Genomic DNA, 12,830 nt, shown 5'->3' on the forward strand with positions numbered 1-12,830 from the left:
CCCGTGCCCGGCGCGCGCGTGCAGGAGCGAGAGGAGCCCGGCCCGGGGGCGCGCGGGCAGCCGGGGCAGCGTCCAGGCGGGCCCGTCGTCCTCGGCGGTCCGCGCGGGCGTCCGCAGCACCGCGTACTCGCGGATCTGCCACGGCTTCCCGTCCCGCTCCAGCGTGCCGCTCACACTCGTCGGATCGCCGCCCTCGGGCCGCACCAGCAGATCGGCCAAGGCCGCGGAGACGTCCTCGGCGCCGCGCGTCAGCCCGCGCAGCGCCTCCAGGAAGCGGCGCTCCAGGGGGCGGCGCAGCCCCAGCAGCAGCGGCTCCCACTCGGCGCTCGGCCCCAGCCCCGCCCAGCCGCCGCGGTGGAACCCGTAGAGGACGAAGAGCGCGAGTTGCAGGTCCTCGCCGAGCGGGTCCACCCGCGCCGCCTGCGGCCCCCAGGGCGGCGCGTCCCGCCCCGCCCGCAGCGCCGTGAGCAGGTGCGCGGAGAGATCCCCCCGCGCCTCCGGAAGCTCCGGCGGCTCCTGCCGCCCCCCACCGACTCCACCCGTCACCGTCGTCATCCCCCCACCCTGCGTCCCCACCCCGCCCCGCACCACTCGGGCGACCCGCACGCGGGACGAGAGCCCTTCCGCGAAACACGAAACCCCAGCCCGAAATCTCGACCTCAGCCCACATTCCAGCGCCTCCGGCGATTGAGGAGCGGGGCGCGGGGCGGAGCCCCGAATCCGGGGCCCGGGGCGGAGCCCCGCGAGGCGACCGGCCGCAAGGCCACCCCCGCCTCCCGTCAGGGAACCCGCGCCACCACCACCCCCCCATCGTCCCGACGGACCCCCGCCTGGTTGAAGATCTGCCCCGCCACCGTCAACGGCGCCATCGCGAACAACCCCGGGAAATCCCCCGGCTCCCACCGCGACGTCAACCCGTCCGAGTGCAGCACGAGCGTCCCGTCCACCCCCGCCACGGCCTCCTCGAACACCCGCAGCCGCGGCAACTGGTGCCCCACGATCCCCGGTGCCGACCCGAGCGAGCGCCGCCGCCCCTCGCCGATCACGTACGCGCTGATGTTCCCCGCACCGCAGAACCGCACGCGCCGCGTCGCGAGGTCGAGCCGCGCGACCCCCACCGCCGCGCCCCGCCCGCCCCGCAGCGCCCCGTGCAGGACGCGCAGCACCTCGTCCGGCTCCGCCGCCGCGGTGGTGCGGAACGCCTCGACGGCGAGTTCCCCGGCCCGCGCCGCGAGCGGCCCGTGCCCGAGCCCGTCGCACATCATCACGAGGACCGACCCGGGCCCCTCGTCGGAGGAGTCCACCGGGCGCGCCGCCCACGCGTCCCCGCACACGGTCTCGCCGCTGATCGGCCGCGTCAGCCCCGCGACGAGCGGCTCGGGCCGGTGCGGCCCCCGCTCGCGGTCCGGCCAGAACCGTGCCGTGAGCACCGTCCCGCGGCCGGGCAGCGAGTGGATGCCGAAGCTGTCCGCCAGCCGCCCGATCGTGCCGAGTCCCACGCCGAGCGTCCCCGCCGACGAGGCCCCGTCGCGCAGCGAGTACGCGACGTCGGACATGCCGGGCCCGCTGTCGAGCGCGAGGAATTCGAGCGCGGCCTCGTCGGGCGTCCGGACCAGGCGCAGCAGCAGCGAACCGTCCCCCGCGTGCCGCTGGAGGTTCGTCGCCGCCTCGGTGACCGCGAGCGCGACCTCCGAGGTGCGCCGCGCCCCGAAACCGAGCCGGTGGCACAGCTGTGCCGCCGCGCTGCGCGCCGCCGCGGGCAGCGCGACGTCCACGCGCAGCCACGCCACGTCCTCGGCGGGCGGCATGTCGTACGCGTCGACCCGCCGCCCCTGCCGTCCCTGCTCGTACCGCCCCTGCCCGTACGGCCGCTGTCCGTGCGGCCCCTCTATCGCGCCCACTTCGTCACCGTAACCGTCGTCCCTTCGCCTACCGAGGTGTCCAGGGCGAAATCGTCGACGAGGCGCCGCGAACCGCTGAGCCCGAGCCCCATGCCGTCCCCCGAGGTCCAGCCGTCGGTGAGGGCGAGCTCCGGCTCGGGAATCCCGGGCCCGTCGTCGCGGAACACGAGCCGTACCCCTTCGTGCCCGCCCGCGCTGACCCGGCTCGCGAGCAGCTCGCCGCCCCCCGCGTGGACGAGCGTGTTGCGGGCCAGCTCGCTCGCCGCCGTCACCAGTTTCGTCTGTTCCACCAGGGAGAGCCCGCTCTCCTGGGCGAGCGTGCGCACCAGCTGACGGGCCTTGACCACGTCGTTGTTGGTGGCGATGGTCATCGTCTGCGTCGGCGCGGGCGCCGGCTGAGGACTCGTCATCCGCGTTCCGGACCCGTCCGTCCCGCGCGGCGCAACACACGCAAGCCCTGCTCCAGATCGAGCGCGGTGCGTACGCCGCCGAGCGAGAGCCCGAGTTCCACGAGAGTCATGGCGACGGCCGGACGCATCCCGACGACGACCGTCTCCGCGTCGAGCACGCGCGAGACGGCGGCCGTCGTGGCGAGCATCCGCCCCACGAAGGAGTCGACGATCTCCAGCGCCGAGATGTCGATGACGACGCCCCGCGCCCCCGTCCGCACGATCTCCTCCGAGAGATCCTCCTGGAGATCGAGGACGCTCTGGTCGTCCAGCTCGACCTGGATCGGCACCAGGAGCGTCCCGCCGATCCGCAGAATCGGGACGCGTTCGCTCACAGCAGGCCCCCCGACATGATCGAGCCGTCCGCCTCGTCCGCCTCGCGGTCCGCCTTGATACGGCGCAGGGCGTGCGCGAGCGCGTCCGCGAGCGAGGACTTCGTGACGATGTCGCCGAACTCGATCCCGAGCCCCACGATGGTCTGCGCGATCTGCGGCCGGATACCGGAGATCGTGCACTCCGCGCCCATGAGCCGCGCCGCCACGACCGTCTTCAGCAGGTGCTGGGCGACCTGCGTGTCCACGGCCGAGACCCCGGTGATGTCGATGATCGCCTGGGTCGAGTTGTGGTCGATGAGCGCCTGCAGCAGCTTCTCCATGACGACCTGCGTACGGGCCGAGTCGAGCGTCCCGACGAGCGGCACGGCGATCACGCCGTCCCACACCTTCACCACCGGGGTGGACAGTTCGAGCAACTGCTCGGCCTGCGCCGTGATGATCGCCTCCCGCGTCGTGGCGTGCGCCTCGACGGTGAAGAGCCCGAGACCGTCCACGAGCCGCGAGAAGTCGAGGAAGACGTCCAGATCGGCCCGCGAACCGGACAGCTCCGCCTGCACGACCTCCTTGAACAGGAAGACGCCGAGCGCCGTCTCGGTCGGTGTGAAGCCCTGCCGGGCCCGGTTGCGCGACAGCTCCACGAGCAGCCCGCGCACCTCCGTGTACGGCTCGGCGCGGTGGTCGAGCGAGCCGGCGCGCAGCGCGCCGAGCACGGCCGCGTACAGTTCGCGCAGCTCCTGCCCCACCTCGGGCGCGCTCACGCGCCCCTGGAGCGGGGGCAACGCCCGCTCCACCCACTCCGCGGTGAGCCGCTCCTGCTCACCGGCCAGCAGCTCCGCCAGCCTCTCCACGCTCCCGGCAGTCGCCATCGGCTCGCTTCCTCCTCGGCGTCACGGGTATGAGGACCACGCCCCCGGCTGAGTCACCGACCCTACGCCGACCCGCCCGGACGGCGGGTAAACCCCTGATCATTGTCGTACGGCAAATATTCGCATGCGTGCCGGACGGCGTGAAGGGCACCCGCCTTCACGCAGCGGAACCGCGGTCGGCGGTTCCCCGGAGACGGGAGAAACCATGACGGACAGCAACCTGTGGAACTACGGCCCCGAGGTCACCAACTACGCGGACGCCGAGATCGTCGGCTACAAGGTGGAGGCCCGCGACGGCCACATAGGCAAGGTCGACAAGCACTCGACGGACGTCGACAGCCAGTACATCGTCGTGGACACCGGCGTCTGGATCTTCGGCAAGGAGGTCCTCCTCCCGGCCGGCACCCTCACGGGCATCGACCACGAGAACAAGACGGTGACGGTCAGCCGCACCAAGGACGAGATCAAGTCCGCCCCGGAGTTCGACAAGGACAAGCACCTCGCGGACCCCGGCTACCGCACCGAGCTGGGCTCCCACTACGGGCGCGGCGGCGCCGTGTGACCCACGCTCCCACGGTCCGGGCCGGAACGTGAGGTGCGCCGCTTTCCCGGACGCTTCACGACGGCCCGGGCCGGGACGGGGGCGCGCCGCTCCCCGGACGCCGGCCCCGGCCCCGGCCCCTCACCCCAGGTCCTCGTCCGACCACTGGTCGAGCAGGGTGTCGGCGTCCTGCTCCTCGGCCTGACCGCCTCCGTTCGTCAGGAACTGCTCGGTCCAGATCACCTTGCCGCGGTTGAGGTAGCGGGTGCCCCAGCGGTCGGCGAACTGCGCGACCAGGAAGAGCCCGCGCCCGCCCTCGTCGCTGCTCTTGGCCCGCCGCAGATGCGGCGCCGTGCTGTTGCTGTCGGTCACCTCGCAGATGAGCCCCGACACGTCGTGGAGCAACCGCAGCCGGGCCGGCGGGGCGCCGTAGCGGATCGCGTTGGTGACCAGCTCGCTGGTGATCAGCCCCGTCGTGTACGAGAGGTCTTCGAGCCCCCACGCGTCCAGCCGCGCCAGCGCCTCGCCGCGCAGCCGCGAGACGGCCGCCGGGTCCGCGGGGATGTCCCACTCCGCGATCCGCTCGGGGGACATCCGCCGGGTACGGGTCACGAGCAGCGTCACGTCGTCGGCCGGCTCCGGCACGAGCAGCCGGTCCATGACGGCCGCACACGTCGCCTCGGGCCCGCGCCCCGGCACGGCGAGCGTGTCGCGCAGCAGGGCGAGCCCCGTACCGATGTCCCGCTCCCGGTCCTTGACGAGCCCGTCCGTGAAGAGCACGAACAGGCTGTCCGGGGGCAGGACCAGGTCCGTCTTCTCGACGGGCAGCCCGCTGCCGAGGCCCAGCGGCGGCGAACCGGGGATGTCGGGGTAGGAGGCCACTCCGTCCGGCGTGACGAGCGCGGGCCCCGGGTGCCCGGCCCGCGCGACCGCGCACACCCCGCTGACCTGGTCGTAGACCGCGTACAGGCACGTCGCCCCGGTCACGGCGGGATCGTCGCCGCCCGGCGACTCGGCGTTGTCCTCGTCCTCGTCCATCCGCGCCACGAGCTCGTCGAGATGGGCGAGCAGCTCGTCGGGGGCGAGATCGAGCGCGGAGAAGTTGTGCACGGCGGTGCGCAGCCGCCCCATCGTCGCCGCCGCGTGCACCCCGTGCCCCACCACGTCCCCGACGACGAGCGCGAACCGGGCCCCGGAGAGCGGGATCACGTCGAACCAGTCCCCGCCGACCCCCTTCTTCGTGGGCAGGTACCGGTACGCCACCTCCAGCTCCGACTGCTCCGGCAGCGCCCGGGGCAGCAGGCTGCGCTGGAGCGTCACGGCCATCGAGTGCTCGCGCGTGAACCGGCGCGCGTTGTCGACGGCGACGGCCGCGCGGGCGGCCAGCTCCTCCGCGAACGAGACGTCCTCGGTGGTGAACGCGGCCTGCTCCGAGCGCCAGAAGATCGCCAGGCCCAGGACGACGCCGCGGGCCCGCAGCGGCACCGAGACGAGTGAGTGGATGCCGAAGTCCAGGACGTCCTGGGCATCCTCGGGGGCATACGTGTGCCACTCGGCGGAGCCCCTGAGATCGGTCCGCAACTTCGCGCGCCCGGTCCGGACGGCGTCCGAGACGGGGCTGCCGGGGAGGAAGTCGATGAGACTCCCGGCCGGGAGCAGCGGGTGGTCGTCCCGGAGACCCGCGACCGCGACCCGGCGCATCTCGGTGCCCGCCAGCGTCGGCTCCTCGCCGCGCAGCACCGGTTCGAGGAGTTCCACGGTCGTGTAGTCGGCGAAGCGCGGCACGGCGATCTCGGCCAGCTCCTCGGCGGTGCGCGCGGGGTCGAGCGTCGTCCCGATCCGTACGCTCGCGTCGTACAGCAGCTGGAGGCGGTCGCGGGCGAAATCGGCCCGGTTCGCCAGCTCGCGCAGCTCGGTCGTGTCCCGCAGCGTGGCCACCGAGCCCTGCCGCCCCTTGCCGCCCTCGCTCACCGGGCGCTGGTTGAACGCGACGAGCCGGTCGCCGACGGCGCGCATCTCGTCGTTGACCGCGTGCCCGGAGGCCAGCAGCGAGGCGATGCCGGGCGCCATGCCCACCTCGTGCACGTCCCGGTCCGTCACCTCCTCGCCGTTCATGCCGAGCAGCCGGCGCGCCTCGTCGTTGACGAGCAGCAGCCGCCCGTCCCCGCCGACGATGACGACGCCCTCGCGCACGGCGTGCAGCACCGCGTCGTGGTGCTCGTACATCCGCGTCATACCGCCGGGCCCGAGCCCGTGCGTCTGTGAGCGCAGCCGCCTGCTCACCAGCGCGGTCGCCACGACGGCGAGGGCGAGCGCCAGCGCGAACAGCCAGCCGAGGAGCGGGAGCTGGCCGACGACGACCTGGTCGATAGTGTGCAGCTTGATGCCCACGGAGACGAAGCCGACGATCCGGTCCCGTCCGTCGAGGACCGCGGTCGTCGTGTCGACGGCCTCCCCGAACAAGGTGCTGTCGAAGGTTTCCTGGAACGGCTGGCCCGAGCGCGCCGGCGCGAAGTCTCCCGAGACCCGTCCCCCGATGAGGGAGGGATCGGGATGGCTCCACCGGATTCCGCGCGGGTCGAAGGCGACGACGTACGTCACGTCCGCCTTCTTCCGCACGTCCTCGGCGCTCGGCTGGAGGACCGCGCTCGGATCGCGCGAGCTCATCGCCGCCACGGTGCCCGGCGCGTTCGCGAAGGTCTCGGAGACGGCCAGGGAGCGGTCGTACGCCTCACGCGTCGCCCGGGAGTGCACCTCGCGCACGTACCCGGCGGCCATCAGCAGCGCGAGCACGACGATCACGAGCAACTGGAGGACGAAGACCTGCCCGGCGAGGCTGTGGGGGCGGCGCGGGAACAGAGCCCGCACAGGCCGGAGGACTCGTGTCGCGCGCATGGACCAGTTGTAACGCCCCCGCCCGCCCCCACCCCGGCGGCACTCCGCGCACCCCCGGACTCCGGGCACCCGGCGGTACGCGCCGCGCCTTCACGCACCCGGCGGAACGCGCCGCGCCCCCACGCGCCCGGCGGCCGAAGTCCCCCGCCGCCCCCGCCTCCCGGCCCCCTCAGCACTCGATGATGTTCACCGCCAGCCCGCCCCGGGCCGTCTCCTTGTACTTGACCGACATGTCGGCGCCCGTGTCGCGCATCGTCTTGATGACCTTGTCGAGGGAGACGAGGTGGCTGCCGTCGCCGCGCAGGGCCATGCGGGCGGCCGTGACGGCCTTCGCGGCGGCCATGCCGTTGCGTTCGATGCAGGGGATCTGGACGAGGCCGCCGACGGGGTCGCAGGTCAGGCCCAGGTTGTGCTCCATGCCGATCTCGGCGGCGTTCTCGACCTGCTCCGGGCTGCCGCCCAGGACCTCCGCGAGCGCTCCGGCGGCCATCGAGCACGCCGAGCCCACCTCGCCCTGGCAGCCGACCTCGGCGCCCGAGATCGACGCGTTCTCCTTGAAGAGCATCCCGACCGCGCCCGCCGCGAGGAGGAAGCGCACGACGCCCTCCTCGTCCGCGCCGGGGACGAAGTTCATGTAGTAGTGCAGGACCGCGGGGATGATGCCTGCCGCGCCGTTCGTCGGCGCCGTCACGACGCGACCGCCCGCCGCGTTCTCCTCGTTCACCGCCATCGCGTAGAGCGTGATCCACTCCATCGCGCGGGCGAGCGGCTCCCCCTCGGCGCGGAGCTGACGCGCCGAGGCCGCCGCCCTGCGGCGTACCTTCAGGCCCCCGGGGAGGATGCCCTCGCGGGACATGCCGCGCGCCACGCAGTCCTTCATGACGCGCCAGATCTCCAGGAGCCCGGCCCTGATCTCGTCCTCGGTGCGCCACGCCTTCTCGTTCTCCAGCATGAGCGCCGGGATCGAGAGCCCCGTCTCGCGGGTGAGCCGCAGCAGCTCGTCGCCCGTGCGGAAGGGGTACTTCAGCACGGTGTCGTCGAGCTTGATGCGGTCCTCGCCCACCGCGTCCTCGTCCACGACGAAACCGCCGCCGACCGAGTAGTACGTCTTCTCCAGGAGCAGCGCGCCGCTCTCGTCGTACGCGAACATCTTCATGCCGTTCGCGTGGTACGGCAGCACCTCGCGCCGGTGCAGGAGCAGGTCCTCGTCGTAGTCGAACGGGATCTCGTGCGCCCCGAGCACCGCGATCCGCCCGCCGGTACGGATCTCCTCGACGCGCTCGTCGGCTTGCTCGACGTCGACCGTACGGGGCGAGGCGCCCTCCAGGCCGAGCAGCACCGCCTTCGGGGTGCCGTGCCCGTGCCCGGTGGCGCCGAGCGAGCCGAACAGCTCGGCGCGCACCCGCGCGGTCGGCACGAGCAGCCCCTCGTTCTTGAGCCGGCGGGCGAACATACGCGCCGCCCGCATGGGGCCCACCGTGTGCGAACTGGAGGGGCCGATGCCGACGGAGAACAGGTCGAAGACCGAGATGGCCACGGGACACTCCTCAAAAGACGGACGCCGTTGTCCGTCCGGGAACGGGGGGACGTGCGGAAGAACGAAGAAGACAAGGGGGGTACGGGGGGCGCGCGGCCCGTCCCGCACGCCGGGGTCACTCCCCAGTGTGCGGGACGGGCCGGAAAGGGGCGAAAAGGCCCCCGTGGGCGCAACCGGACTCAGGCGCCCAGCGCCGGGTACAGCGGGTACTTCTCGGTGAGCGCCGTCACCCGGGCGCGGAGCTTCGCCGCGTCGTACCCGGGCTTGAGGGCCTCGGCGATGATGTCGGCGACCTCGGTGAAGTCCGCCGCGCCGAAACCACGCGTCGCGAGCGCCGGGGTGCCGATGCGCAGACCCGAGGTGACCATCGGGGGACGCGGGTCGTTCGGGACCGCGTTGCGGTTGACCGTGATCCCGACCTCGTGGAGGCGGTCCTCGGCCTGCTGGCCGTCCAGCTCCGAGTGGCGCAGGTCGACGAGGACGAGGTGCACGTCCGTACCGCCGGAGAGGACGGAGACGCCGTGCTCGGTGACGTCGGCGGCGACGAGGCGCTCCGCGAGGATGCGCGCGCCCTCCAGGGTCCGCGCCTGGCGGTCCTTGAAGTCCTCGGTGGCCGCGACCTTGAAGGCCACCGCCTTGCCCGCGATCACGTGCTCCAGCGGGCCGCCCTGCTGACCGGGGAAGACCGCCGAGTTGATCTTCTTCGCCAGCTCGGCCGTCGAGAGGATCACACCGCCGCGCGGGCCGCCGAGCGTCTTGTGCGTCGTCGTCGTGACGACGTGCGCGTGCGGCACCGGCGAGGGATGCAGACCGGCGGCGACGAGCCCGGCGAAGTGCGCCATGTCGACCATGAGGTAGGCGCCGACCTCGTCCGCGATCTGGCGGAACGCCGCGAAGTCCAGCTGACGCGGGTACGCGGACCAGCCCGCCACGATGAGCTTCGGCCGCGCCTCGCGGGCCAGCTCGGCGACCTGGTCCATGTCGACCCGGCCGGTCTCCTCGTCGACGTGGTACGCGACGACGTTGTAGAGCTTGCCGGAGAAGTTGATCTTCATGCCGTGGGTCAGGTGACCACCGTGGGCCAGGTTCAGGCCCATGATCGTGTCGCCCGGCTTGAGCAGCGCGAACATCGCGGCGGCGTTCGCCTGCGCGCCCGAGTGCGGCTGCACGTTGGCGTGCTCGGCACCGAAGAGCGCCTTGACCCGGTCGATCGCGAGCTGCTCGATCACGTCGACGTGCTCGCAGCCGCCGTAGTAACGACGGCCCGGATAGCCCTCGGCGTACTTGTTGGTGAGCACCGAGCCCTGCGCCTCCATGACGGCGACGGGCGCGAAGTTCTCGGAGGCGATCATCTCCAGCGTCGACTGCTGACGGTGCAGCTCGGCGTCGACCGCCGAGGCCACCTCGGGGTCGAGCGCGTGGAGCGAGGTGTTGAGGAGCGAAGACAAGAGTTCAGTCCCTATCGAGTTCGGGAGCGCGATCGCGCGGACCGCGCGGCGTCGTCGGCGTCGTCAGTCGTCGGAGCCCGAGAATGCCGCGTACTCCTCGGCGCTCAGCAGGTCGCCCGGCTCCTCGCTCACCCGCACCTTGAAGAGCCAGCCGCCCTCGAAGGGCGCCGAGTTGACGAGCGAGGGGTCCTCGACGACATCCGCGTTGACCTCGGTGACCTCACCGTTGACGGGCGAGTACAGGTCGCTCACCGATTTCGTCGACTCCAGCTCGCCACAGGTCTCACCGGCCTCGACGCTGTCGCCGACCTCGGGGAGCTGCGCGTAGACGACGTCACCGAGCTGACCGGCGGCGTACGCCGTGATCCCGACGGTCGAGACGCCGTCCGCGGCGGCCGACAGCCACTCGTGCTCTTTGCTGTACCGCAGGTTCGTGGGGTTGCTCATGGCCTGAATTCTCCTGTACGCGGGGGTGTGCTGGGGAAAGGGGGGAGGTACCTCGGGGGTACGGGGACGGGGCACACGGGTACGGGACGACGCCGCGCGCACTGCCGCACCGCGCGCGAACCCGCCCGTCGGCCCCGTAAGCCTTACTTCTGCCGCTTGTAGAAGGGCAGCGCCACGACCTCGTACGGCTCGTGCTTGCCCCGGATGTCGACGCCGACGCCCTCCGTGCCCGCCGCCGCGTGCGCGGCGTCCACGTAGGCCATCGCGATCGGCTTGCCGAGCGTCGGGGACGGGGCACCCGAGGTGACCTCGCCGACGACCTGCCCGTCCGCCACGACCGCGTACCCCGCGCGCGGGACCCGGCGCCCCGCCGCGATCAGTCCGACCAGCTTGCGCGGCGGCGTGCTCGCGGCCTTCTCGGCCGCGGCCTCCAGCGCCGCACGGCCGACGAAACGACCCTCGTTCGACGTCTTCTCGAACTTCACGACGCGCCCGAGGCCCGCGTCGAACGGCGTGAGCGCGGTGCTCAGCTCGTGCCCGTACAGCGGCATCCCGGCTTCGAGCCGCAGCGTGTCCCGGCAGGCCAGCCCGCACGGCACCATCCCGAACTCCGTGCCCGCCGCGAAGAGCGCGCCCCACAGCTTCGGCGCGTCCGCGGGCGCGCAGAACAGCTCGAAACCGTCCTCGCCCGTGTAGCCCGTGCGCGCGATCATGACCGCGACGCCGCCGACGGAGCCCGGCAGGCCCGCGTAGTACTTCAGCCCGTCCAGATCCGCGTCGGTGATCTTCGCGAGGATGCGCGCGGCGGCCGGACCCTGCACCGCGAGGAGCGCGTACGCGTCCCTGTCGTCGCGCACCTCGGCGTCGAAACCGGCCGCGCGCTCGCGCAGCGCGTCGAGGACGGTCTGCGCGTTGGAGGCGTTGGCGACGACGAGGTAGGTGTCGGCGGCCGTGCGGTAGACGATGAGGTCGTCGAGGATGCCGCCGTCCTCCCGGCAGATCATCGTGTAGCGGGCGCGGCCCTCGTTCACCGAGCCGATGTTGCCGACGAGCGCGAAGTCGAGCAGGTCGACGGCCTGCGGACCCGCGACGGTGATCTCGCCCATGTGGGAGAGGTCGAAGAGCCCGGCGCGCTCGCGCACCGCCGTGTGCTCCTCGCGCTCGCTGCCGTAGCGCAGCGGCATGTCCCAGCCGGCGAAGTCGGTCATCGTCGCGCCGAGCGCGCGGTGCGCGGCGTCGAGCGCGGTCTTGCGGAGGGGCGTTTCGGGCGTGCTCATGCGGTCGGCTCCCAAGGACGAGACGGGCGAGGTCTTTCCTCCCCATCTGTCATCGGGACCTGAGAGGTTCGCCATGACCCGCGCGCGGCGGGCGGACTTGCACCGTGGGTGGGGCCGGTCGCCCGGCCCGCTTTTCAGATGTGCCTCGCCCGCGCGGTATCGGGGCCTGAGAGATTCAAGGGAGGGACTTGCTCCTTCGGCGCCCCGGAGCGGCTGTGCGGCTCCCGGGACTCTCCCGCGCGGATTCAAGCGGCCGGTATGAGGTTGTCCAGCTCACGGGTCGTCGAGCTGTGGGAAAGCGGTGGATCGCCGCCATCATCGCACGCCGCCCCGGGCGACAGAAGGGGCATCCCGCCCCCCGGTGGCGAGGTGCGTCACGCCGGGGTTCCCGCACCCCCCGGCTGGGCACTGTCCCGGTAGTCCGCATTACCTTCTCTTTACTCTGGGGGAGTGCGCGGCGGGCGGACCGCGAGCACGGGGGAGGAAGCGCGATGCGGCAGCAGACCGGCACGGAACGTGACGGGGCGGGGGAGCGGGACGGTACGAGGCAGGACGGGGACGCGGGGCCGCGCGGGGGCACGGATGCGGACGCGGACGGCGGTACCGGGGGAACCGCCCCGTACGCCGGGAACGCGCCCGTACGGCAGGCCGCGCCCCGCGTTCTGGACCTGCGCGAGGCCGCCCCGTACGCCCCCCGGCGGCTCCGGTTCGCCGAGGGCGACCTGGTGGCCGTCTCCGGGCTCCCCGGGAGCGGCAAGTCGACGCTCCTGACCCGCCTCGCCACCACCCGCACCATCGACTCCCAGGAGACCCGCGAACGCTGGGCCGCCAGGCTGCCCGCCCTGCCCTACGCCCTGTACCGCCCGCTCGTCCGCCTCGACCACTACCGCGTCCTGCTGCGCGCCGCGCTCACCACGCACGAGAGCCTCCTCGTCCACGACTGCGGGACGCTGCCCTTCGTACGCGCCCTGCTCGCCCTCGCCGCCCGGCGCCGCGGCACCCGCTTCCACCTGCTCTTCCTCGACGTCTCCCCGCCACTCGCCCGCGCCGGGCAGCGCGCCCGGGGCCGCGAGGTGAGCCGCTACGCCTTCGCCCGCCACCGCAGGGCCGCGCACCGGCTGCGCACGCGGGCCG

Annotated in this window: 11 protein-coding genes, 1 pseudogene and 1 riboswitch; of the genes and pseudogenes, 2 read left to right on the forward strand and 10 right to left on the reverse strand. The window is 73.0% G+C overall.

Annotated features, from left to right (window positions below):
- The 5 genes and pseudogenes from G3I42_RS30645 to G3I42_RS30665 all read right to left on the reverse strand — a co-directional run.
- Positions 1-555: pseudogene (locus tag G3I42_RS30645) on the reverse strand (iron-containing redox enzyme family protein); the annotation flags it as partial.
- Between the two features lie 224 nt (positions 556-779).
- The gene (locus G3I42_RS30650; protein ID WP_164290987.1) at positions 780-1,808 is read right to left on the reverse strand and encodes an ATP-binding SpoIIE family protein phosphatase; all 1,029 of its coding nucleotides are present in this window, start codon (positions 1,806-1,808) and stop codon (positions 780-782) included.
- A gap of 80 nt (positions 1,809-1,888) precedes the next feature.
- The gene (locus G3I42_RS30655) at positions 1,889-2,311 is read right to left on the reverse strand and encodes an anti-sigma regulatory factor (RefSeq protein WP_164290979.1); all 423 of its coding nucleotides are present in this window, start codon (positions 2,309-2,311) and stop codon (positions 1,889-1,891) included.
- Positions 2,308-2,685, reverse strand: a complete 378-nt coding sequence (locus tag G3I42_RS30660) for an STAS domain-containing protein (protein ID WP_009068791.1) — start codon at positions 2,683-2,685, stop codon at positions 2,308-2,310. Before G3I42_RS30660 ends, G3I42_RS30655 begins: the two co-directional genes overlap by 4 nt.
- Positions 2,682-3,551, reverse strand: a complete 870-nt coding sequence (locus G3I42_RS30665; RefSeq protein ID WP_164290980.1) for an STAS domain-containing protein — start codon at positions 3,549-3,551, stop codon at positions 2,682-2,684. Before G3I42_RS30665 ends, G3I42_RS30660 begins: the two co-directional genes overlap by 4 nt.
- 205 nt (positions 3,552-3,756) lie before the next feature.
- On the opposite strand from G3I42_RS30665, the gene G3I42_RS30670 reads away from it, so the two are divergent.
- Positions 3,757-4,113: a PRC-barrel domain-containing protein gene (locus tag G3I42_RS30670; RefSeq protein WP_164290981.1), complete on the forward strand. Its 357-nt coding sequence runs from the start codon at positions 3,757-3,759 to the stop codon at positions 4,111-4,113.
- A gap of 120 nt (positions 4,114-4,233) precedes the next feature.
- Here the strand turns inward: G3I42_RS30670 and G3I42_RS30675 are convergent, their stop codons facing one another.
- The 5 genes from G3I42_RS30675 to gcvT all read right to left on the reverse strand — a co-directional run bounded on the left by G3I42_RS30675 (position 4,234) and on the right by gcvT (position 11,696).
- Positions 4,234-6,987 (reverse strand): SpoIIE family protein phosphatase, encoded by a 2,754-nt coding sequence (locus G3I42_RS30675; protein ID WP_164290982.1) that lies wholly within the window; start codon positions 6,985-6,987, stop codon positions 4,234-4,236.
- Between the two features lie 169 nt (positions 6,988-7,156).
- Positions 7,157-8,524 carry an L-serine ammonia-lyase gene (locus G3I42_RS30680; protein ID WP_164290983.1) on the reverse strand — a complete coding sequence of 456 codons (1,368 nt, stop codon included), beginning with the start codon at positions 8,522-8,524 and terminating at the stop codon, positions 7,157-7,159.
- Between the two features lie 179 nt (positions 8,525-8,703).
- Positions 8,704-9,972: a serine hydroxymethyltransferase gene (gene glyA / locus G3I42_RS30685; RefSeq protein WP_164290984.1), complete on the reverse strand. Its 1,269-nt coding sequence runs from the start codon at positions 9,970-9,972 to the stop codon at positions 8,704-8,706.
- Between the two features lie 63 nt (positions 9,973-10,035).
- On the reverse strand, positions 10,036-10,419 hold the full coding sequence (gcvH, locus tag G3I42_RS30690; RefSeq protein WP_164290985.1) for a glycine cleavage system protein GcvH: 384 nt from the start codon (positions 10,417-10,419) through the stop codon (positions 10,036-10,038).
- Between the two features lie 143 nt (positions 10,420-10,562).
- On the reverse strand, positions 10,563-11,696 hold the full coding sequence (gene gcvT, locus G3I42_RS30695) for a glycine cleavage system aminomethyltransferase GcvT (RefSeq protein ID WP_164290986.1): 1,134 nt from the start codon (positions 11,694-11,696) through the stop codon (positions 10,563-10,565).
- A gap of 144 nt (positions 11,697-11,840) precedes the next feature.
- Positions 11,841-11,944: riboswitch (glycine riboswitch) on the reverse strand.
- 243 nt (positions 11,945-12,187) lie between these two features.
- On the opposite strand from gcvT, the gene G3I42_RS30700 reads away from it, so the two are divergent.
- A partial coding sequence (locus G3I42_RS30700) for an AAA family ATPase (RefSeq protein WP_239096785.1) occupies positions 12,188-12,830 on the forward strand: 643 nt, incomplete at its 3' end.

The organism is Streptomyces sp. SID11385 (assembly GCF_010548245.1).
Lineage (GTDB): Bacteria > Actinomycetota > Actinomycetes > Streptomycetales > Streptomycetaceae > Streptomyces.